At 40.1% G+C, this 22110-nt stretch carries 20 protein-coding genes and 1 riboswitch; of the genes, 3 read left to right on the top strand and 17 right to left on the bottom strand.

What is annotated here, in order from left to right; genetic code table 11:
- The first annotated feature begins 196 nt into the window (after positions 1-196).
- Entirely contained in the window at positions 197-376 is a 180-nt protein-coding gene (locus FZF09_RS19545) for a hypothetical protein (protein ID WP_158738268.1), read from the top strand.
- A gap of 437 nt (positions 377-813) precedes the next feature.
- Positions 814-2025, top strand: coding sequence for a CynX/NimT family MFS transporter (locus FZF09_RS19550; RefSeq protein WP_158738269.1), 1212 nt, complete (start codon positions 814-816; stop codon positions 2023-2025).
- Positions 2026-2218: 193 nt separating this feature from the next.
- On the opposite strand, the gene FZF09_RS19555 is transcribed toward FZF09_RS19550, so the two are convergent.
- The 7 genes from FZF09_RS19555 to FZF09_RS19585 all read right to left on the bottom strand — a co-directional run bounded on the left by FZF09_RS19555 (position 2219) and on the right by FZF09_RS19585 (position 10176).
- A complete protein-coding gene (locus FZF09_RS19555; RefSeq protein WP_158738270.1) occupies positions 2219-4960 on the bottom strand; it encodes a YheC/YheD family endospore coat-associated protein in 2742 nt (913 codons plus the stop codon).
- Positions 4961-5216: 256 nt separating this feature from the next.
- Complete coding sequence (gene tenA, locus FZF09_RS19560) at positions 5217-5888, bottom strand: thiaminase II (RefSeq protein WP_158738271.1); 672 nt, start codon at positions 5886-5888, stop codon at positions 5217-5219.
- Between the two features lies 1 nt (position 5889).
- The gene (locus tag FZF09_RS19565) at positions 5890-7194 is read right to left on the bottom strand and encodes an acetylornithine deacetylase (protein WP_158738272.1); all 1305 of its coding nucleotides are present in this window, start codon (positions 7192-7194) and stop codon (positions 5890-5892) included.
- A gap of 4 nt (positions 7195-7198) precedes the next feature.
- Complete coding sequence (locus tag FZF09_RS19570; protein ID WP_158738293.1) at positions 7199-8200, bottom strand: ABC transporter substrate-binding protein; 1002 nt, start codon at positions 8198-8200, stop codon at positions 7199-7201.
- 44 nt (positions 8201-8244) lie between these two features.
- The gene (locus FZF09_RS19575) at positions 8245-9015 is read right to left on the bottom strand and encodes an ABC transporter permease (RefSeq protein WP_158738273.1); all 771 of its coding nucleotides are present in this window, start codon (positions 9013-9015) and stop codon (positions 8245-8247) included.
- The gene (locus tag FZF09_RS19580; protein ID WP_158738274.1) at positions 9012-9806 is read right to left on the bottom strand and encodes an ABC transporter ATP-binding protein; all 795 of its coding nucleotides are present in this window, start codon (positions 9804-9806) and stop codon (positions 9012-9014) included. Before FZF09_RS19580 ends, FZF09_RS19575 begins: the two co-directional genes overlap by 4 nt.
- Before the next feature lie 145 nt (positions 9807-9951).
- Positions 9952-10176, bottom strand: coding sequence for a hypothetical protein (locus FZF09_RS19585; protein ID WP_158738275.1), 225 nt, complete (start codon positions 10174-10176; stop codon positions 9952-9954).
- Positions 10177-10479: 303 nt separating this feature from the next.
- Positions 10480-10584: riboswitch (TPP riboswitch) on the bottom strand.
- 140 nt (positions 10585-10724) lie between these two features.
- Between FZF09_RS19585 and FZF09_RS19590 the strand changes: the two genes are divergently transcribed.
- A complete protein-coding gene (locus tag FZF09_RS19590; protein WP_158738276.1) occupies positions 10725-10913 on the top strand; it encodes a hypothetical protein in 189 nt (62 codons plus the stop codon).
- 550 nt (positions 10914-11463) lie between these two features.
- Here FZF09_RS19590 and FZF09_RS19595 read toward each other — a convergent pair.
- The 10 genes from FZF09_RS19595 to FZF09_RS19640 form a co-directional block, all read right to left on the bottom strand.
- Positions 11464-12681: an acyl-CoA dehydrogenase family protein gene (locus FZF09_RS19595; protein ID WP_158738277.1), complete on the bottom strand. Its 1218-nt coding sequence runs from the start codon at positions 12679-12681 to the stop codon at positions 11464-11466.
- A 92-nt stretch (positions 12682-12773) separates the two neighbouring features.
- Positions 12774-13190, bottom strand: coding sequence for a cupin domain-containing protein (locus tag FZF09_RS19600; protein WP_158738278.1), 417 nt, complete (start codon positions 13188-13190; stop codon positions 12774-12776).
- A gap of 257 nt (positions 13191-13447) precedes the next feature.
- On the bottom strand, positions 13448-14194 hold the full coding sequence (locus FZF09_RS19605) for a hypothetical protein (RefSeq protein WP_158738279.1): 747 nt from the start codon (positions 14192-14194) through the stop codon (positions 13448-13450).
- A gap of 103 nt (positions 14195-14297) precedes the next feature.
- Positions 14298-15206: an FAD synthetase family protein gene (locus tag FZF09_RS19610; RefSeq protein WP_158738280.1), complete on the bottom strand. Its 909-nt coding sequence runs from the start codon at positions 15204-15206 to the stop codon at positions 14298-14300.
- Positions 15207-15324: 118 nt separating this feature from the next.
- The gene (locus FZF09_RS19615) at positions 15325-15750 is read right to left on the bottom strand and encodes a GlcG/HbpS family heme-binding protein (RefSeq protein ID WP_158738281.1); all 426 of its coding nucleotides are present in this window, start codon (positions 15748-15750) and stop codon (positions 15325-15327) included.
- A gap of 24 nt (positions 15751-15774) precedes the next feature.
- Positions 15775-16944: an N-methyl-L-tryptophan oxidase gene (gene solA, locus FZF09_RS19620; protein ID WP_158738282.1), complete on the bottom strand. Its 1170-nt coding sequence runs from the start codon at positions 16942-16944 to the stop codon at positions 15775-15777.
- A 26-nt stretch (positions 16945-16970) separates the two neighbouring features.
- Positions 16971-18323, bottom strand: coding sequence for a type III glutamate--ammonia ligase (glnT, locus tag FZF09_RS19625; protein WP_199256832.1), 1353 nt, complete (start codon positions 18321-18323; stop codon positions 16971-16973).
- 526 nt (positions 18324-18849) lie between these two features.
- Positions 18850-20217, bottom strand: coding sequence for an FMN-binding glutamate synthase family protein (locus FZF09_RS19630; RefSeq protein ID WP_158738283.1), 1368 nt, complete (start codon positions 20215-20217; stop codon positions 18850-18852).
- Positions 20199-20906 (bottom strand): GltB/FmdC/FwdC-like GXGXG domain-containing protein, encoded by a 708-nt coding sequence (locus FZF09_RS19635; RefSeq protein WP_158738284.1) that lies wholly within the window; start codon positions 20904-20906, stop codon positions 20199-20201. Before FZF09_RS19635 ends, FZF09_RS19630 begins: the two co-directional genes overlap by 19 nt.
- Positions 20894-21790 carry a class II glutamine amidotransferase domain-containing protein gene (locus FZF09_RS19640; protein ID WP_158738285.1) on the bottom strand — a complete coding sequence of 299 codons (897 nt, stop codon included), beginning with the start codon at positions 21788-21790 and terminating at the stop codon, positions 20894-20896. Before FZF09_RS19640 ends, FZF09_RS19635 begins: the two co-directional genes overlap by 13 nt.
- Positions 21791-22110: the final 320 nt, after the last annotated feature.

Raw genomic sequence — 22110 nt, forward strand, 5'->3', positions numbered from 1 at the left:
CTCTCTGCGGTGACCATCAGTCATAAAAGTCATACTATTATAACGGTTTAAAAGAGCCACAACCCTTTTTGTTTCCCTATAAATTACGACTTTTCTATTATTTATTACAATTATATTACATGATAATATGTATGCTAAATAAATGTTTTTCCAAATGATTCTATTTTTTGGTACGAAAAACAAGGAGGAATTTCTGTTGAACGAAGATAAACCATACGTCGAGTTGCTGCTGTCCTCTCCTAATCCGCATACAAGCTTTTTATCCTTATCGCAGACCATTTGGAACCAACAAGATGTCACAACCTGCGCAAAAAAGAATGCGCTGCAAAAAGTGGTTGAGGCCTATGAAGAAATCTGTCAAAACATGCACCGTTAAGTGACTTTTTTTTCCACCATTAGAAATCATCTTCTATTACATTCATATTACACCCAACCTTTATGGTTGGGTGAATTGTATTATATAACGTATTCCTAGCGCTTCCTTCCTCTTTAACAGCGCTTCCCCTCTTTTCCGGTCTCTCCCCTTGAGATTCAGCGCTTTTCCTCTTTGCTTCAGCTCTTCTCTTCTTTATTCCAGCACTTCCTTGACCAATGTTATTATTAAAACCGCCGAGTCCTATGGCGGAAGACGTAGTTTCACTTATATTTTTTTCCTTTTACAAAGTTAAATAATGTTCCTAAAGTACAATTGAATCACAAACCTAAACTTTGCATGGGTGATGCTAACCATTTGGCTGATCCCATGCTCCGCGTTTATAATAGATATATACTTATAATATATTGCCAGGCGCTTATTTAAAAAGGATGTTTTCGATGCCCTCATTTATTTCTGAAAAAAAATTGTCTCATTCTTCTCATTTTTTTCTTATTCTAGGCATTATTTTTGTGGCTTTTAACTTAAGACCAGCCATTACCTCAGTTGGCCCACTGATTCCTATTATTAGAGAGAGCACCGGCATGTCCAACAGCATGGCTGGTTCTTTAACTACTATTCCTCTTTTATCATTTGCGATTTTTTCCCTGCTCGCCCCAAAACTTGGTCTTCGTTTTGGCAATCATCTTTCTATTTTTTTTGCTCTTATCATTTTGGGAACTGGCATTCTTATGCGCTCCACAGGTGTAATCGCTGCCATTTTCATAGGCACCGCTTTAGCTGGAGTCGGAATTGCCATTTGTAATGTCCTGCTTCCCGGGGTTGTTAAGTTTAGTTTTCCAAAAAAAGTAGGATTAATGACCAGTATTTATACAGTGTGTATGGGGAGCTTTGCCAGTATTGGTTCCGGTGTCAGTATACCCCTATCTGAAACTCTCGGCCTTGGCTGGGAAAAAGCGTTAGGAGTGTGGGCTGTCCTTACTGTGCTTGCTTTAATTGCATGGACCCCTCAAATCAGAGGAAAGAAAGAAGCAAAGAAGCCAGTCAAAGAGAATAAGACGTCTTTCTCTCAATCTATCTGGTCATCTACTCTGGCTTGGAACGTAACCTTATTCATGGGGATGCAATCCTTTTTGTTTTATTGTTTAATCACGTGGATTCCTGATGTACTGCAGGAATTAGGAATGAGTTTGTCCGCAGCAGGCTGGATGCTGTTTCTTCTTCAATTAGTAGGGATTCCATTCAGCTTTGCAGCTCCTATCCTGGCGGACAAACTAAGCAATCAAAAACCTATTGTTACAGCAATTTGCACGTTGTATTTTTTGGGTTTTACAGGCCTGTTGTTTATCCCTAACATCGTCGTTATTACTATTAGCGTATTATTTTTAGGAGTTGCACAGGGAGGAGCCATCAGCTTGGCTTTAACCTTGCTGAGTCTTCGAGCAGCCAATGCCCGCCACGCCTCCTTACTTTCCGGCATGGCGCAATCCTTTGGTTACTTGCTGGCAGCAGTCGGTCCTGTGTTCATGGGATTTTTGTACGATACCTTTCATACATGGCAGCCATTTCTCATCGTCTTATCTGTTGTCGCCGTCTTTATTTTATGGTTTGGCTTAAAAGCAGCCGAAGATAGATATGTGCTGCCAGAATAAACAATAAAATTAAATAAGAAAAGCGCAAGCGACAAATCCTGGAGGGTCAGCATATGGAAAGCGGATCTTTGCTTTCCATTGACGAACCGAAGGAATCTCGAGCGAGTAGGCGCTTGCGCTAGACATGTAAAACACCAAATATTTATAATTTCTTATCTTTTTAAAAAAAATACTCCCCATTCGTGTTTAGCTTCTACCCTTTAAAACCGCTTATATATTTAGCATAATGTAATGGATTCAAGAAAACCCGTTCTATCACGTCTTTGTCATAAGACTTGTAGAGAGAGTTATATCCAGGTTTTGCATTACATTCGATAAGCCAAATGTTAAAATTATCGTCTAAGGCAAAATCAATCCCTAACTCCCCAAAATCTCCATATGCATTTTCCATACATTCATAAGTGGTTAACAAAAACGCATCTATCTTAATTTTTAATTGACAAATATCTATATTCCTCTCGGATGAGAGTTTTTCAAAAAAGTCCTCGAATCGATATACCCTGGATCCTGTTCTAGTACTTGTTAATGGTGCATTCTTTTTCCCGACCCTAACCGGATACGACGTAATATCAATCTTTCCTTCCTTGTTTCTCTGTACAGTCCCTCGCATATCAACTGGACAATCTCGGATCTTTAATACATTTATTGCTTCTTGAATAATAAACTTTTTCCTATCATACAGTTGCTCAAATATTTTAACTAATTCTTTTATATCACTAACAGTACTTTCAACAATTCTGTCACTGATATAGCTATACTTATATTTATTCTTTGAAAGCTTTATCACCCGCATGACACCTTTTCCGTTATTACCATAACAATCTTTCATATATAACGCATTGCTTATTTTAAACATTTCTCTTAAATCTTTATATTTTCTATAACACATCGTTTTAGGTATAAAATGGCGTATTTCCTTATATCTGGTTAATTTCTGATGTAAATCCCATTTATCAAATGTGTACCTCGTGTTTAACTTTTTTAATGAATTTGATTTTTCCAATTGTTCTCGAATAAAATCTGATTTTGTTTGCTGCTGCGGCAGCACACCTCCTCCACGATCATAAAAAACATCAGGCAATGGAAACTGGGATGTCTCCCAATATCGCTTCTCCGTATTGAAATACGTTCCCAGTATTTTTTGTCTCATAAAATCAACATCATGTATCGAGAAAAAGTATAATATTGTTCCAGCCTTTTTATTTGCTTCTACTAATTTCAACTGTCTGAACATTGGATTTTGATTTCTTAATTTCCGTATCACACCACTACTTAAAAAGACTCCTATAACAGGCCCTAAACATAACTGATTTTCATTAATTCTCAACGAAAATTTACTGCCTTCTTGAAGCCAACTCATTTTTTTAAAGAGTAGTTTAGGAATGTATACTTTTTCTTTAGTCTCATTTGCAATACAAGAAACGTTCAATGACATAGTCCCTGCGTTGAAACTGATATTAGAGGAATCTTCTAGCTTTTCATAAATGTGTTTAGGTAATGTAACCTCAGTGGTATCACCTTTTTTATCCATCGTTTGCTGTAAAGTAACAGACCAAGCATTCTTAGTTAACGTTCCATTTTTTTTACAACTTAAAAACTTAGCATAATGTATAACATTGATAAACTGCGATCCAATCTCGTCTGTATCATCTACTCCTGGTACAGAATCTTTATCAGGTTTAGAATTTGCTTCAATAAACCAAAGTCCTCCTTCTGCATCAATTGCCATGTCCATTCCTAGTTCACCAAGAGTACCGAACTCTTTTTCGATATAAGCTGCAATTTTTATCGTTTTGTTATAAATTTCTTGTTCCGTTGGAATAGCATAATTATTTAAACGGTTTAATAGATCATAATAGTCCCTATAATTAACGACTTTTCCTCCAGTACTTTCATTGGTAATAGAATAATTCTCTTGTGCCAATCGTATTTGACAATGATCAGCTTTCCATTTTCCTTTATCATTTTTCTGAATCAGAACTCTTAAATCCATTTTCTTACTATTAAGTTTTATCAAAGGTATCCCCTGTTGAATAATAAAAGGTTTGTCACCAACAAAGGAATCAATATGACTCTTTAAATCTGAATCATTTTTCACAAAAATTTTTTGTATATCTTTATTGTAAAAATTAAGAATATAGCCTTTATCTCTCTTTTCAATCGACATTACTTCTATGCCACGGCTTCCATAATAAGATTTCAAAAACACATGCTGGTACTTTTCTAACATGTATACTACCTTATCAAATGTTTTGTAAGTAATTGTATGAGGCAAGTACTGCTTAACTTCATTGTACTTGTGTAAAAGCTTATGGACTTTCCATTTCCCTAAATAATCACAATTATTAATAAACTTAATGTTAGGATGCGTTATAAATTGGTCACGAATATGTTTAACCAATGGCTTTTCCTCTCGCTCGAAACCAACACCGCGATCATAAATTACATTAGGAAGAGGTAACCAGTAATCCAGCCACTTCCCCCATCTCGGTGCATAAATATGTCCCTTAACCTTGTTTTCAAACCACTTTATATTATTAATGGAGAAATAGTATAATAGACAACCCTCTTGTATACCTGCTTCCATCTGTTTTTGGAAACTTAAAGGAATTTCTCCTTTTGAAATATGTTTCATATACCTCGTATTAACAAACACACCAACTACAGGGCCCAGATAAATATTTGTTTTTTCTTCCTCTACCCATATATTAAGATTTAGATCACTTAATAATAATAGGTTTTGAAAGATCTCATGTGGAACGTACATATATTGAGTATCTTCTTTGTGCACTTCTACAAGTACTTGTTCATGTAATGGACCAACGTAAATTGTATAGTAGACTTCCTTCTCTAAACCTAATGAATGAACTATTTTCTCAGGCAAATAAACTTTATTACTTCTATTGTTATGAGCTTTTTTCACCTTTATCCTCATTATTGCCTCCTAAATCCAACCGTTTGTGTTTGTCCATATCAGTAAATAGAAATCAATCTTTTTTATACGAGTCGTTAGACCATCGTCATAAGGCCTTAATACACTTATATATTGTTATTCTGACTAGAGGATTAGTGTTCATAAATCAACTAGAAGAAACGATGGAGAACATAGAAAAACCCGGATAATCCACACTTTTATACGTGTCAATTATCCGGGTTATAAGAGGCCGTTCCAACCCTTCTTTATATCCGTATTAGTCAGTAAGCCACATCTCCCCTTTGTACGCCATGTCCCAAAACATATATTCAAACCGCGTCGTGTTTAAGAAAATTTCCTCTAAGTGCTTTAGCTCATGCTCCGGTTTTCCATCTGCCAGCCGGTCAAGCATGTTGATCGTCCATTGGGTTAACTCCTGAAATTCGTTGTCAGCATACATGTTTATCCATTCGCCGTAAAATTCATGGCCACTTGCTCCAGGAATCTGAGAAAGAGATTTTCCGATTTCCGCATAACTCCACATACATGGCAAAAGGCTCGCAACCAGTTCGGCAAGACCGCCGTTTTGCCCGACTGCCAGCATATAATGGGTGTAAGACACGGTCACTGCCGCCGGTTTGGCGTTTTCTAATTCCTCTTCACTGATATCAAACTTTTTGGCATACTGGCGGTGAAGATCCATTTCAGTGTTTAAAGTAGAATCCAAGAGTTTTGCGAATTCACCCATCGTTTTCACGTCGGAAGCTTTTGCTGCACCGATCGCAAACAGTTTAGAGTATTCAATTAAGTACAAATAATCCTGAATCATAAAATAACGAAATTTTTCTTTATCAAGTGTTCCATCCCCCATTCCTTGTACAAACGGATGGTTATGATTCTTTTCCCAAATCGGTTTGACATTATCATATAGCCGTTCGCTAAATACCATATTAATCCTCCTCCCTTTCTGTCGAGCACCAGTTATAAATGAGTGACATCATTACTTTTGTGAATTGAACAAGCTGATCAATAGAGACTGATTCGTTCACCGCGTGAGCATTTTGAAGATCCCCCGGGCCATAAATTAAGGTCGGGATGCCTGCATCACCCAGCCAGCCTCCATCTGTAACGGTTGGAGACATGCTGATTGGCGCTTTTTCACCAAATATGTCTTGATGTGCTGTTTGCAATACTTTTGTTCCTTTACCACTTTCCTCGATATCTAAAGAAGGAAAAATTTCGCCGCGGTCTTCAATCATCGACAACCCTCCCCATTCAAATAATGGAGGGTTTTCTCGCAGCCAAAGGTCCGCATCAGCTACACGGCGAATATGGTCTTCGACTTCTTTTGCTACCGTGTCATGATCTTCGTCTGGATAAAAGTGGACAGTAATCCAAAGGCGGCATTCATCTGCAACAAAAGCGGCGTGGCGTCCCCCTTCTATGACTGCTGGATTTATGGTGTTCATCCCAGCCGGAAAACCAGGGTAAGATTTTGTAACAGCCCAGTGTTTTTCCAGCTCTTGCAGCCCTTCTATGATTTTCGTCATTTTCTCAATAGCACTTGCCCCTTTCACACCGCCTCCAGCATGAATCATATTTCGGCGAGTAGCATCATGATACGTTTGCGGACTTTTCACCGTAATCCAGCCGGTGATGACACCGCCCTGGCCTTGAATATTCAAGTCACTCGTATCCACCACCACGGCTAAGTCGGCACTATACCCTCGTTTGCAGCATTCCAGCGTCCCTGCTTCTCCAACTTCTTCTCCTATAACGGATTGAAAAATAAGATCTCCGGGCAGGCTTATGCCTTGTTCTTGCAGCAGTTTTACCGCAAATAGCGCTCCAGCAAGACCGCCTTTCATATCCGCTGTTCCGCGGCCGTAAAGTCTGCCGTCTACTGCCACTGGCTCAAATGGCCCGTATTTCCATGTTTCATTTTCTTTATCGACCTCTGCGACATCCATATGTCCGTTAATAATAAGGCTTTGATGTTTTTCAGGATCTACTCCTTTCCAGGTCCCGACTACGTTAGGATCACCGGGATATACATCCCAAACGTCTGTCTCAAAGTCCATGTCTTGTAAAAATTGCTCGATAAATTGCTGCGCTTCTTCTGTGTTTCTTGCTGGCGGGCTCGGTGTTTGAAAACGCACCAATTGTTGTACAAGGGACACTAGTTCTTCCTGTCTTTCTTCCACCTGTTTGCACAATGGCTGGAGTTTCTTTTCCACGTTAGATCCACCCCGCATTCTTTTATTCTTCTAGATTTGTAAAAATATCTTCTGTATCCGGTGTTTCTTCAATATATCCCGTCTCATTCAACCATTCCATCGTTTCTTCCCAGGACTCGGCACTTTGGCTTCCAAAAGATTCTTCTTCTGTTTCCATTTTGTCTAACAATACATCAAGGCTTTCTTCTTCTACTTCTCGTTCTAGAGGAAAATTCTCCTGGTCCTGATGGTCAAGCAAGATGTTTAGACTCTCATCTGGGTTTTCTTTCATAAATTCATAGCCCTTTTTAGCTGCTGCCCAGAACGAACGGATTTTTTCTACGTTGTTATCGATATTTTCTTCATTAGTAACCATAACGAGTTCATAAAATGAAGGAACTCCATAATCAACCGGGTTCAGATAATCAACCTCATGTCCATCGTGTTCAAGAACCGGTACTTCGTGGTTAATATAAGCTCCTACCACAGCATCTGTTCTTTCCGTAACAATGGCTGAATTAAGCTCAAAGCCAATATCAATCAGCTCTACATTGTCAAAGTTACCACCGTCTGCTTCTACCATTGTTTCAAGAATTGGTTCATTAACAGGAATACCCGGATAGCCGACTTTTTTCCCTTCTAGATCTTGAGGAGAGTCAATGTCAGCATCTTCTAAGTGGACAACGTGGTTTAACGGCGATCGTACGATAGCAGCAACGGAAACGACCGGCACCCCTTCATTTCGTGCTGTGATAACATCCGGCTGATAAGTAATTCCCAAATCTACTTCGCCTGTTGCAGCCATGTTTAGAGGATCCGTTGGGTTTGTCGGAAACTGAATGTTTACATCAAGGCCTTCTTCTTCAAAGTATCCTTTTTCTTGTGCCGTATATAAGTAGCTATGTACAGCATTGGGATACCAATCCAGCATGATGTCTACTTCTTGCAGTTCTTCCTCTGATCCTTCACCCCCTGCTTGATTGTCCTCATCATTATTTTCATCCGCATTACATGCTCCAAGCGCAGTGATTGAAAATGCTAACATCCATGCTAAATTTTTCCGTTTGTTTGCCTTCCACCATCTTTTGTTCATTCTTTATCACTCCATTTTGTTGTTGTCGTTTTTTCTAAAAGTTTTATAACTAAAAATAATAAAATGCCTAACAAAGATAAAAGAACAATCGGAGCAAAGACTCCTGCCCCATCCATTTGAGTCATCATGCGGCGGCTAAAGTAGCCAAGCCCTGCGTTTGCCCCCAGCCATTCTCCAATAGCAGCTCCGATAACACTCATCGTTACCGCAACTTTCATGCCAGAATAAAAATATGGAAGAGCAGACGGCACTTTTACTTTCATAAAGATTTGTTTAGAACTCGCTCCCATCGTTTTTAGCAGCTCTTCATATTCCCGGCTCACCGAACGCAATCCATCAAATGTACTGACCGTAATAGGAAAAAACGTAATTAAAACAGTAACTGCTACTTTACTCCATATGGAATAACCAAACCAAAGGACAAAAATAGGGGCAAGCGCTATAATCGGAATGGTCTGCGACGTAATGATAAGCGGGAAAAAACTGCGCTCGATTACCTGGCTTTGGTTCATCCAAACAGCAAGTCCTACTCCCGATACAACAGATATGCCAAGTCCAATAAGGATAATGTTTAACGTAGCCGGTAAATGGACGAAAAACAATATGTCATGTAATTCCCACAGCTTAAGGAATATCTCTGTTGGGGAGGGCAGAATGTAACTTTTATCATAAAGCCGCGCGCCAGTTTCCCATAGGATGAAAAGAAGTGCCACAATAATGCCCGAACCCGTGTAAGAAAGCCAGCTGTTTACCTTTTTCTTTTTCATAGCTGCACCTTTGACGTCATTTTGTTTAGCAGGTCCTGTTTTAATGCCATAAATTCAGGGGCACTGCGGGTGTTTGTATCTCTCGGACGACTTAACGAAATGATCACTTCTTCAAGCTTATTCTCGATGGGCGGCTCGGTGAAAAGAAGGACACGATCTGATAAAAACAGCGCCTCTTCTATGTCATGTGTAATAAAAATCAGCGTTTTCTGCCAGGTGCTCCATTGTTCGAGCAGCCACTCCTGCATAGAAAAACGAGTCATAGAATCAAGAGCGCTAAACGGTTCATCGAGCAGCAAAATGTCATTCCCGCTCAGCATTGCTCGTAAAAATGACACCCTCTGTCTCATTCCGCCGGATAGTTCGTGGGGATATTTGTGCTCTGTGCCTGCCAGGCCGAACTTTTCTAAGTGGCTTATTACTTGCTTTCTGGCGTCTTTTTTCCGCACGCCTTTTATTTCTAACGGAAGCACGCCATTTTCTAATACGGTACGCCAAGGAAGCAGCAAATCATTTTGCGGCATATAGCCTACTTTACCTAGACGATTTTTTTCTTCTTTTTGGTTAATAGAAATGTGCCCTCCCGCAGGATTCTCGAGCCCCGTCGCCAGCCTGAAAAACGTCGACTTCCCGGAACCGCTCGGTCCAAGCAGGCTGACAAATTCCCCTTTACAGATATCCACGTTTAGCTGTTGAAAGATAGAAGAAGATTCTTGGCCGTAATGAAAAGAGACTTGTTGAAAGTGCAGTTGAGAACCAGACTTTGGGTTATTATTGTTTGTTTTAACCATAAGGCAGCCGCTCTTTCTGCCTGGTTGAATACCGACATTTTATATATTCCATGCTCTTTTCGTCCTTTCTTTTCACTAAAAAATAAGGTCCTGTTTTTTTACTTCAGCGCTCTTCGTGTGGGGTTCAGTGCTTCCTTCTCCTTTTTCAGCTCTTCTCTTTTTCCAGCGCTCTCCCCTTGAGATTCAGCTCTTCTCCTCTTTGGTTCAGCGCTTCTCTTCCTTCTTCCAGCGCTTCCTTCTCCTTTTTCAGCTCTTCTCTTTTTTCCACCGCTCTCCCCTTGAGATTCGGCTCTTCTCCTCTTTGGTTCAGCGCTTCTCTTCCTTCTTCCAGCGCTTCCTTCTCCTTTTTCAGCTCTTCTCTTTTTTCCACCGCTCTCCCCTTGAGATTCAGCTCTTCTCCTCTTTGATTCAGCGTTTCTCTTCCTTCTTCCAGCGCTTCCTTCTCCTTTTTCAGCTCTTCTCTTTTTCGAGCGCTCTCCTCTTGGGGTTCAGCTCTTCTCCTCTTTGATTCAGCTCTTCTTATTCTTTTTCAACGCTTCCCCACTTTTCCAACGCTCTTCCCTCGGGATTCAGTGATTCCAATAAAAAAACCACTCCAGCGAAGAGTGGCAGTGGTTGTGGGCATAAAAGAAATGAACAAGCCCATATCTGAGGCTGTGCTTTATCATTTATTTTATGCTCGCTCACACTTCCCTCCGCTAGTTCTAACTAGTTCAGGTTCCAGGGTTAGGATAACAAAATCCCTCTCAGCTATTTTCTAGCACCCCTAGTGTGGAAGCTATTTTATTTTCATTTGCTGCTCTGTTCTTATATCTCTTTTCACATTAGCATAAATACTTTCAAAGGAAAACCTTTAAAGCTTATAAAACGTCTCGATTCTGCACAAATTAGAGATATCATTTATGAAGGAGGATTAAAATGGAACGAGAAAAACGCCCACCAAGAACAAATGACGCGCAAGAAGAAGAGTGGCGAGAGTTTCCAGCACCACAGGAACAGGTGGCCGACGCATTTGTGGAAGGAACGGTGGTTGGAGAAATAGAAGAAGATCGAGAGGCTGACATTCCGCCCGAAGAAGAAGGTATAATGGAAAGCGAAGAAAAATAATCACGAAAAGCATAAACATCTTGAAAAAGTACGCCGCTTTTGTAATAACCGTACTGGCTTGTACAGGAGGGACTAACTTTTTACGTTGGCTTTGCCCACACGACGTTCTCTGTTTAGAAGTAGATCCTTTATTAGAACTCAATAGCTGCATTATAAAAAAGAAGAGCACGCCGAACATCTATTGCGGCTGCTCCCTTTTTTCTCATCGATGTCACACCCTTTCTTTATTTAATACCTTTAATAAAATATTCTCAATCACAGCATTCATTCTAATGCTACTTTAATATTTCACAAAGACATGTACCGCTATATAGTATTACAGATTCGATTCGGCCGAAATCTCCGGAAACTATAAAATTACCTTATTAATGTTGATTAAACCGGCAGAGATTTTTGCGAAGGGCATAATAGAGTACCGATATCATCTGGTCAGTCCTTGAATGGGTTCATGTTTAACATACCTATATAACTAGCTTCACTCTATTTTCAATAAGCTGCCTCCTCCTTTACATATCTTATATTTTGGTGCCCTGTTGCAAAAAATAGATCATTATTCAAACCATGGAACTTCAATTAATGTACGGCCTATCCACTCGCGCAGCACTTCATTAGTAGGTCCCATTACAGCCCCTGCCCTGCCATCACGTAAAAATTTCTCTACTTGACCAGTAATGTATCCTTTGCCGCCAGACACTTGCAAAGCTTGGTTTGTCACTTGAATGACAATATCAGCCGCATGTGTTTTTAACTGCCAAAGTGGATACAAGCACTCTGCTAACTCCCGTCCATTTCGGGAACATTCATCCATCGATTCAGCAGTGCGGTATAGTAAACTGCGGGCACTGTCTATGGAGATTTGAGCTTTCGCCAGTTCATGACGAATAACCTGGTAGCCGGCAACAGAGCTTCCTGTATCCGCATGTACTTTCTTTTTAGCACTTTCTATCGCCGCGTTTAATGCCCCTTGTGCAATACCAACCCAGCAGGAAGAAGTTCCTAATAAAAAGAGGGGATCGATGACATTATCATTAAATTCATTCATACCTCCCTCTTCGCCGAGACGGTTTTCAAACGGTACCTTTACATCTTCAAATTTCATTGGGCCGCTTGAATTGCCACGTAACCCCATAGCATTAAAAGGGAAATGCGATATGCCGTACTGATCCTTTTCTACGACTAAAAACATTAACTTGTCGGAATTTAATGTGTCAGGGAAGTTCGTGCAGAGAATATACCAATCTGCTTCTCCTGCACTAGTAACAAAAGATTTATCTGCGTTTAACAAATATCCGTCCTGCTCTCTTGGCGCTTCACTTACAACGTTCCAAAAATGCCCCCCTGTTGCTGGTTCACTAAATGCCAAAGCTCCAATATCTCCAGCTAATACTCCTGGAAGAAACCGATCCCGCTGTTGCTTGTTTCCTGCTGCATAAAGGGTATGCACTGCTGCTGTATGCATCACCCAGCACATCGTAGAAGAACCGCAGTAGTGGGCAAAACTTTCTGCAAGTACCGAAAATGCTCTGTAGCTTCCAAGCCCTCCATCTTCTATTGGAAGAGTCACCGCTCCATATCCAGCGTCTGCGATGGCTTTTAAACTTTCTCTTGGATAGAGACTTTTTTGATCCGCAACCGCTGAATGTTTCAATAATTCGCTTTCTCCAAGTCGATGAGCATTCTCACGAAGTTCGTCAAAACCTCGCGGGCATGTCCACCACCTTGGAATCTCCATAACCCCTTCCATTTCTGCAGTGTTATTTACAGCCATCACCCTTCACTCCTTATTTTTTTATTTAGGAAGGGGGCAGCTTTCCCCTTCCTCTCCACCAACGTGCCCGCTATCTCCCGTGGGAACTTCTCTTACATAAACGCCGTTTCTGGAAGACGATGTCCTGTATAAATGGCGTCCCCATTACTCTCTCCATCAAAAATAACTGTCGTGTCTGGTGTGAAAATCAATACATCTCCAGCTTCTGCCACATATTTTTTATCCGAGTCGTCACGAATAATGATTTTCCCATTGATAACCACCTTAATTTCCAAATAAGTGTAAGTGAATTTAAAATCTTCTGACGTTTGCATCGAAAAGTAACCCATCGATAGTGCTTTCTCCTTTGAACAAACAGGAACATCAATAATTTGACTTTTCAAATCCGGCTGTCCTAATACATTGTTTAACTCCTTCTTTTTGTAAGTACCAGCTTTAATCAATTGTACTCCTGGCTCTTTGCTTAAAAAATCAAAGTTTGCTGTCTCTGTTACGGTTGATTTACTCACATTAATCACCTCAAATAAATTTTTGGTCTTGACATTTTTCGTAAGCCTTTAAACCTTACACCAAGTTCTCCTTAGTTAAATAACTAAGGTTCCACAGGGGGGAGAATGTCTTCGTTGATTACTTAAATATTCTCATAAAAAAGTAAACATATAAACGAGATTATACTCAATAGTGGGAAAATTCAAAATACTATGTCACCATTTTTTACAAAGGAATATCTTTTATCAAACGAAATAAATTTAACATTTACCTTAGATTAATTTACTCCTAGAATGTTCAGGTATTTTCGGGTTGTCCTCCCAGGTTCTGTTACTGGGCTCAGCATGCGAAGGGTCTCAGATAAATTGATGCGACGATACGTTTCTGATATACAGCCATCTACATAAAGATGTTGACGTGATTGAGATATTTTTTCTTTTTCTTCTGAAGACAGTTCTTCCGATCTCTTTATCGATGCAAGGACATTATCTTCTGCTGCCGGGCAGCTATTAATTCTGATATCTCCCTGATTCACACGTCCAGTAGGTGAATAAGCTACAGTGCTGATGATCCGGCTTTCTGCACTGCTTACGGTCTCTCTTAAGAACGTCGGTGATACAGTTGGAGTCATGTTCTCAACGAGTAATCTCGTTATCCCTCGATCATTAATGGTTTCTAGAATCTGTTCTGGGTCATCTTCTTGAACGATCACCTCTTTATGTGGCGGCCAAACATCCATCCAAGTATGGTTCATGTGGCGTTTCTCAACATGAAAAACAAAGAACTCAGGGTAGATCCGCAGTTTACCAGGTTCATCACCAAGCTGTGGACGATAAAAATCATAGAATCTAGTTAATGCTGCCATGAGCAAAGCACTTGCCCCCAGCCCGCCTCCTGCCTGTCGAACAACAACCCCCACACGATCTTTTTCATTAAATCCAGGGAATATGTCTTCCAAGGAGACGTGATGATTTTCAATGATAAATTCAAAATCATCATAGTTTAAGGTGTCTATTGTGTGCATAGAGCAGTAACTCCTTTCTTTTTTATTTCATAACCTGAATACCATCAATGGATAGAATATTCTAAATATTTCCTGCGGTCGATTTCTTATATTTTCTACCTTTTCAGAGTGCAAGTAATAATTGGTTTTCGAACATTTGATAAAGATGGAAGTCTTTGTCTAAGGTCGAACTAACTTTTCCCACAAATGATATGTCAATCGTGGAATAATCCAAATCGCCAGTTCCTATTAATTCCAACCCAATCGTTCTACCTGCCTTTTTTTCACTGTATGTGCCGGGAAAAAAAGAAGCTATACCTATAAAGGGCGTGTTTTTACGCTTTAACTGCATAGAATATAAACCTTTATTAGGCAATGTAAAATGATTACTTATTTTACATTGAACAGAATACAGTCTAGTATCCATAATGCGCCTTTTTTCTATAACAGAAAAAGGGGCAGCTATTATTTTATAACTCCTTCCTAGTAAATGATTTGCTGTTTCTACCTCTCCTTGTTTTATCAATTTTCTAATGTAGGTACTCGATATTTTTTCATTGTCTGTGTTCAATGATTTTATGACATTAACTTCAGAAAATATTGGAGATTGAAAGAAATCGATTGGTTGTCCTTGTCCTAACCTGCCGAATCGAAAATCAGATCCTATTGTTATTGCCGATATTTTTAACTTAGATAGAAAAGTATTTATAAATTGTTTTTTGCTTATTCTTGAAAAGGAAGCATCAAAATTCACAACATAACAAATATCAACTCCTGCATCTTCAAACACTTTTAATTTCTCCGTCATTGGGGTGAGGCAGGATTGATCCGTTTTTCTTCCCAAAACCTCTTTTGGGTGGGGATGAAATGTCATGACGCTCGATTTTATATGAAGCTTTTTTGAAGAACGAATTGCTGTATCAATTACTTCTTGATGGCCTTTATGTATGCCATCAAAGTTACCAATAGCAACTGAAGATGCAGCTCTCTGTATGGGTTGTGTCAATGGATAGGTAAGATAAAAAACTTCCACCCTTCTTCCCCCCGTTCAATTAATCAATTCGCCTTTCACTTCATAGTTTCGATTAAACGTAAAGCACAAAAGTAACCCCCCAATATCAAAGGGCGGTTACTTTTTGTGAAATAGAAAACTACGCCAACGCTTGAATTTCTTCGTTAAAAACTTTCACCGCTGCTTCAGCGACTTTAATATCATTTGGAACCGAACTACCACTTACACCAACTGCCCCAATTACTTTATCATCTTTTATAAGAGGGAGCCCTCCGCCAAAAACAACTAACCTGCCATTATTCGTCGTGTTAAGTCCATAAAGTTCTTCCTTTGGTCCCGTTGCTGAAGCTAATACCTCGGTTGGCATTTGCAGAGCAACAGAGGTCCAGGCCTTGTTCAAGGAAATGTCTATACTTGCAATCCAAGCATCATCCATACGGTGAGAAACAATCAAATTCCCCCCTTCATCTACCACACTAATAACCATGGAAATTCCAATTTCATTAGATTTTTGTTCCGCACCTTCTACTATTTTTTTCGCATCAGCTAATGTTAATTTATTCATTTAAATCTTCCTTTCTTTCAATTTTTAGTTTATTACATTTATTCCTTTCAATCTCTCCAAGTTAAAAAACGATATATCATGAGACGTTTTCTCTTTCGTTACGAGATCAGCTAAAATCGACCCAACCACACTTGCAAATTTAAAGCCATGGCCTGAAAAACCTCCTGCCAGCACGACATTGTCATGCTCCGGGTGAAAATCAATCACAAAATCAGAATCCGGTGTATTAGAATACATACAAACTTGCCCTTCTCTTAGTTCTCCATTTGCCTCTGGAAGAAAGCTGCCTAGAAAATTTCGCAAATAGGCTTCATCTTCTTGATAAGCGCCGAATGAACGATTCACGGTATCGGCTTCACATAATTCCCCTTGATCATGGCGGCCCACTTTCACTCCCTTTCCTTTAAAATCTGGAAATCCATAAAAATGTCCATATTTGTTCGTATCAAACACCACCGATGGAAAATGTTCATATGCATAACGATCCCCTTCATTAGGAATAAACCAGCCAAACACTTTTCTTTTTACATGGAAAGGAATATTTAAGTCTTCCACCATAGACGACAGCCAAGCACCAGCCGTAATGACTAGCTTCGATGCGGTGAAAGTACCCGTTTTCGTGTGGACTTTCACCTTATTTTCTCCTATATCAAGGTGCTGCACTTTTTGATTTTCTATGATATCAGCACCATTTTCCACCGCTAGTTCTTTATAGGCCAACACACATTCTTCACTCAATAAAAATCCTGATAATGGATCGTAGCAGCCGATATAATCATCCGGTATTTGCATGCCCGGCCAGCGCTTCATTATTTCCTCTGCAGATAATTTGATGTAAGGAAGATGATGCTTGATAGAGCTGTTCACTGACTCTTCGACAAATTCAGAATCTTCAGCCCCAACCATTAAAGCTCCTGTATTGTAAAATAACTTTTTATTTGTCTGTTTTTCCAGTTCCATCCACAGCTCATACGCTGCTTTTACGAGTGTTACATATTTTTCTCCCTGCCCATAGCCAAAACGAAGCATTCTAGTTTCTCCGTGATGACTTCCGTAACGGTTTGGAACCGCATATTGATCAATCATTAAAACGCGCTGGTGTTGTTTTGTTAAAAAATATCCTGCGGCCGTTCCCATAGAACCCGCTCCTACGATAATGACATCGTAATGTCCTTCTTTTTCTATTTTCATCATCCCCTCATAGTTGGAAAGCTTTTAATTCAGCACCCTTTTAAATATTTGTTAATTTCCCAAGCGCTTACAAAGTGGTGATATTCTCTCCATTCTTCTTTTTTTCTATGAAGAAAGGTATTTACAAAGTCTGCCCCCAATGTTTCGATGATGACGTCATCTTGTTCAAGGGCTGTCAGAGCTTCTTTTAAATTTGTAGGCAGGATATTGCCTTTCTCTATTGGATTAGAAGAAATAGAGTCTGTGCCGGCAAAGGGTTCTCCTGGGTCTATATCTTTTTCAATACCATCAAGCCCGGCTGCTAATATAGCTGCCGTCGCTAAGTATGGATTGCAAGCACCATCCATGGCCCGAAATTCAATTCTGCCACTCTCTGGAATGCGAATAAACTGGGTACGGTCATTACCGCCATAGGCAATATAATTAGGAGCCCATGTAGAACCCGAAGATGTCGTCGCTGCTGTTAATCTTTTATAAGAATTAACGGTTGGGCATACGATCGCGGATATAGCTTTTGCATGATAAAGCAGACCGCCAATAAATTTGTAAGCTAATTCCGTTAAGCCATACCCTTTCCCATCATAAATATCTTCAAACAAGTTATTAGAACCGTTCCATAAACTAAGATGCATGTGGCTGCCATTACCGGTTAAATGGGAAAACGGTTTAGGCATAAACGTAGCAATTAACCCTCTCTCTTCTGCCATACTTCTCACCATATACCTGAAAAAGCTCTGGCGGTCAGAAGAGGTGAGAGCGTCCGCAAAATCAAAATTAATTTCGAACTGTCCATTTGCATCTTCATGATCAGCTTGGGTAACTGACCAGCCCAGCTCGTCCATATAATCAATTAAAGTGGTTAAAAAATCAATGTTTCTCATCAATGCTTCTTGCTGATAACAAGGCTTTTGCGAAATATCCTTATTATCTGAGGGAGAGATAGAGCCATCTTCATTCTCTTTTACAAGAAAGAATTCTGGTTCAATGCCAGTATGCATTTCATATCCCATTTTTTTCGCTTTTTCCATGACATTTAATAATATGGTACGAGGACAGAAAGGCCAAGAGGTCCCATCTTCGGTTAAGGTACCCGCAAACCAGGCTACATTTTTTTGCCAAGGAAGCACAGTCATGGAACGAAGATCAGGGATACATAGAATATCTGGATCAGACGGTCCGTGCCCTAGGTCTCCGACAGCAAAACCAGCAAAACCTGCACCGCTGTCACAAACAGAAGATAGTCTTCCAGATGGCACCAGCTTTGCACGAAGCGTACCTTCCATATCAGAAAAGGAAGCCAGAAGATACTGAATATTGCCAATTTCGATTTGATCTCGCGTCTTATCCATAACCCCTGTATTGCTCTCAGCTATACCAATCATATAATCACCTTCCTGTAAAAATTTGTTATAAAGGGGCTGCAGTAAGGAACTCTTAGGGCATTTGAGTAGTAATGTGCAGCAGACGCCCAGTGAAAAAATTTTGCCGTGAGGACCGTGCAGCATGGAGGAACTGGAACTCTTAACAGCTTTTTGTGCATAGCGGGATCGGTTTAGCACCTCTTTTCTGGTTTTTGTGCTGCTACTCTCTATTTTTGAAGACACTTTCTTCTTATAAGAGCGGGCGCTGGATGAACCTCCACATATGATTGTCTTTTCTGCTTTTACTGTCTGGGATTTTTATTTATCAGCACATTTTCTTCTATTTTGATCCACCATGATACCGGGGACAATTCAGCGGGCATTACATACGTTATTGGCTGCAAATCAATTGAAATAGTTCGTCTTGAAAAGTAATAATGAATAATCTGTTCAGCTAATGTCCGTAAAGTACAGCACACCCTCATCAAAAAAGTGACTGATCGACCTTTCGATTCTCTTCTGCCGCTTTTCTCCGTGGGATATGATCTTAAACAAGAAGCTGCGATAATACATTTTGCTCAACGGAGCTGCTTTCATAGTCTGCATAATGAGGTTTGTGATGTCCCATACCTACGATTGGCACACCTGTAATCAAAGAAGAAGTTAACGTCAGAGAACGTAAATCAGTTGGATCCAAAGCATTCACTTTACTTTTTCCGCAGGAGCGGGCAAAAATCTGCATTTCCATCGTAATAGAATTAATGTAATTTTCTACACGGTCTGCGGCCTCGAACGGATCAAGCCGTGCCATCAAGTCAGTGTCTTGTGTGGCAATACCTACTGGACATTTACCGGTATGACAATGATGGCAAGCTGCAGGTTCTGTTCCTAATGCTTTATAATCTTCTAAATAAAGCGATTTGTTACAATTAAGAGCAATCAACATGGCAGACCCTATATAAACTACATCTGCTCCAAGTGCTATAGCTTTAGCGGCGTCTGCACCGTTACTTATTCCTCCGCCTATAATCAGCTTTATTTCCTTTTTGAGTCCAATTTCATGTAGGGCTTCAGCTGCTTCAACGACCGCTGCCACTGTCGGTATCCCGGTGTGATCCAATTGAATTTCAGGAGAAGCTGCCGTTCCTCCTTCCATGCCGTCTATCACAATTGCATCGGCTCCTACTTTTGCAGCTAATTTCGTGTCATCATATACTCTGCCTGCCCCAATTTTGATCATGACAGGCACTTCATAATTGGTCGCTTCCCTTATTTGTTCCATTTTCACTCCAAGATCATCTGGTCCCATCCAATCTGGATGACGGCACGGGCTGCGCTGGTCTACACCAGGAGGAAGATCGCGCATATGAGCTACTTCCTCTGAAACTTTCTGTCCTAGCAATGTCCCTCCTGTTCCAGGTTTTGCTCCTTGACTTACCACGATCTCTATAGCATCTGCTTTTTGCAAATCATATGGGTTTAAACCATAACGACTTGGAAGAAGCTGATAGACTAATTTTTCGGAGGCTTCTCTTTCAACCGGATGCATGCCGCCATCACCTGTACATGTACTTATACCTGTGCGGGTTGCGGCTATGCCAAGTGCCTCCTTTGCATGGGCATTAATAGCTCCAAAGCTCATCCCTGCAACCATTATGGGTGTATCGAGAACGAGAGGGCGCTTTACCTTTCCTTCTCCAATGATTACTTCCGTATCGCAGCGCTCCCGGTATCCCTCGAGCGGGACACGTGATAACCCGGCAGGAGTAAAGACAAGATCATCAAACGAAGGCAGATCGGCCCGCTTTGTAGCCTGGCCTCGAATACGGTAACGACCCAGGTCAGATTTTTCTTGGATCTCTTCTATTTTTTCAGGACTCCATACTTTGCTTTTCCTTATAATATCTCTTTCCATATCCCAAACTCCTTTTTATTAAAGTTATGAAGCCTGCCATTACAAACCACTTTTTTAAAAGAAGGAGGTGCAGTTATTCCATATGTTTCCACTCTATCTTTAATCATGTTGTATTCAGCAGGGGGAAGGTCAACGATTTCTGTTCCATTTCCAAGTTCTTCAATTTCTCCTCCTACATAAATAGTGCCATTGTACATAGAATCACCAAGTGCTTTACCGGTATTTCCGCAAATGATCATTCTCCCTTTTTGCATCATGAAACCTGTCATATATCCAGCATTTCCTCCAATGATCAGCTCTCCTCCTTTCATTCCTATACCTGCACGCGCACCTGAGCTTCCTTTTACAGCTATTGTCCCTCCTCTAAGCGAAGCACCACAGGCAGAGGCTGTATTTCCTTCTACGATAATCTCGCCGTCCATAAGATTTTCCCCAATCGCCCATCCAGCATTTCCTTCTACTTTAGCGGTGACTTTATCACATAGGCTGAGTGCATAGTAGCCAACGTCCCCTTTATATATAATATGGATAGATTCAGTAATACCGACCCCAAGATTATGACTGGCCCACGGGTTTTCAATGATAACTTCAGGAACTTTATCCTTTACTGCGTCTCTTATTTTCTGATTAATTTGCTTAAGAGAAGTCGTTTCACAATCAATAATGACCTTTTCTTTTATAGATTCCATATAAAGACCTCCTCTGGCCCAGGCTCCCAAACATTTAATTGTTGATGAAAACCACTTGTAATCGCCTGGTTTTCTGATGCAAAGGCTACGAAGTCATCGGTTTCTGCAATCACCATCGGCTTCATACCAAAAGGTTCTTTTGCCAGTCCTACGGTATCTTTCGTTAAAGCTATATAGCTGAATGATCCATCTAATTCAAGGAGCGATTCCTCCATCGCTTGTTGTAGACTAAGCCCATTAGCCATCTGTTCTGTTAAATACACAGCTATAACTTCAGAATCGTTTCCGGTTGAAAATGAATATCCCTTCTTTTCATAATGACTTCGCAAGGCGACATAGTTTGTCACATGTCCATTATGAATAATGGTGAGATCTTGTCCGTATTGACAGACTAAAGGTTGAGAATGAGAAATATCTACTTTACTTTCTGTCGCCATACGTGTGTGTCCTATAGCAACGGTGCCGTTATACTCTGATAATTGGTATTGCTCCTCTAAATTATTTGCTCCTCCCAAATGTTTCAAAATTTCAATTTGTTCCCCTATATTTGCAACAGAAATATCTTGATCCATGGCGTTTATACCATCAATAAGTTCGCTTGCTTCCCCTCTGTACCAAATTTTCACTCTTACATAGCTTCCATGGTTGGAAACACGTTGTACATCAGATACACTTTCTAAATAAGAAATAACTCTTTCTCCATTTCTTTCTTTCTCATAATTAACAGAAAGATAAAGAACGTTTTCTTGTTTTGGGTGTAATAAAGCGACACCGGTAGAATCTCGCCCCCTTCTGTATAAGCTTTTGAGCATGTTAAGAACGACTTCTCCCGTTCTCTTTTCATGCACTGAATTCTTGTAAATGATTCCTCCGATACCGCACATCTTGTCTGCCTCCTTTAAAACAGCCCGGTATTTATGCTGTGTTTATAAATGGGCTGTTTATTTATGTTCAAATATTCTCATAATTTTTTCCCAAAAAAAATATAACTCTCTCAATATACGAGAAGATCTGATTTTCTACGTAAAGTAACCTTACATATAAAGTCTTTCTGCTTTTTTATTTTAAGGTAATGAGCAGAAAACCCGCTTGCATCCGAGTCTTTGCTAATGCTGTTTTATGAGATTTTATGCCAATATAAGAAAAGCGCAAGCGCCTTAAAAGAAGGAAGTTCGGCTACGAGCGTCACGTCCTGTGACAACGC

The organism is Alteribacillus sp. YIM 98480, assembly GCF_009765375.1.
GTDB lineage: Bacteria > Bacillota > Bacilli > Bacillales > Marinococcaceae > Alteribacillus.

Excerpts from the sequence above, each read along its gene's own strand:
- FZF09_RS19635 (WP_158738284.1), bottom strand. The coding sequence starts at position 20,906 with ATGGAATCTATAAAAGAAAAGGTCATTATTGATTGTGAAACGACTTCT.
- FZF09_RS19605 (WP_158738279.1), bottom strand. The coding sequence starts at position 14,194 with ATGCACACAATAGACACCTTAAACTATGATGATTTTGAATTTATCATT.
- FZF09_RS19640 (WP_158738285.1), bottom strand. The coding sequence starts at position 21,790 with ATGTGCGGTATCGGAGGAATCATTTACAAGAATTCAGTGCATGAAAAG.
- FZF09_RS19575 (WP_158738273.1), bottom strand. The coding sequence starts at position 9,015 with ATGAAAAAGAAAAAGGTAAACAGCTGGCTTTCTTACACGGGTTCGGGC.
- FZF09_RS19570 (WP_158738293.1), bottom strand. The coding sequence starts at position 8,200 with ATGTTAGCATTTTCAATCACTGCGCTTGGAGCATGTAATGCGGATGAA.
- FZF09_RS19615 (WP_158738281.1), bottom strand. The coding sequence starts at position 15,750 with ATGAATAAATTAACATTAGCTGATGCGAAAAAAATAGTAGAAGGTGCG.
- FZF09_RS19550 (WP_158738269.1), top strand. The coding sequence starts at position 814 with ATGCCCTCATTTATTTCTGAAAAAAAATTGTCTCATTCTTCTCATTTT.
- FZF09_RS19580 (WP_158738274.1), bottom strand. The coding sequence starts at position 9,806 with ATGGTTAAAACAAACAATAATAACCCAAAGTCTGGTTCTCAACTGCAC.
- tenA (WP_158738271.1), bottom strand. The coding sequence starts at position 5,888 with ATGGTATTTAGCGAACGGCTATATGATAATGTCAAACCGATTTGGGAA.
- FZF09_RS19595 (WP_158738277.1), bottom strand. The coding sequence starts at position 12,681 with ATGGCTGTAAATAACACTGCAGAAATGGAAGGGGTTATGGAGATTCCA.
- FZF09_RS19590 (WP_158738276.1), top strand. The coding sequence starts at position 10,725 with ATGGAACGAGAAAAACGCCCACCAAGAACAAATGACGCGCAAGAAGAA.
- FZF09_RS19630 (WP_158738283.1), bottom strand. The coding sequence starts at position 20,217 with ATGGAAAGAGATATTATAAGGAAAAGCAAAGTATGGAGTCCTGAAAAA.
- glnT (WP_199256832.1), bottom strand. The coding sequence starts at position 18,323 with ATGATTGGTATAGCTGAGAGCAATACAGGGGTTATGGATAAGACGCGA.
- solA (WP_158738282.1), bottom strand. The coding sequence starts at position 16,944 with ATGATGAAAATAGAAAAAGAAGGACATTACGATGTCATTATCGTAGGA.
- FZF09_RS19565 (WP_158738272.1), bottom strand. The coding sequence starts at position 7,194 with ATGCGGGGTGGATCTAACGTGGAAAAGAAACTCCAGCCATTGTGCAAA.
- FZF09_RS19555 (WP_158738270.1), bottom strand. The coding sequence starts at position 4,960 with ATGAGGATAAAGGTGAAAAAAGCTCATAACAATAGAAGTAATAAAGTT.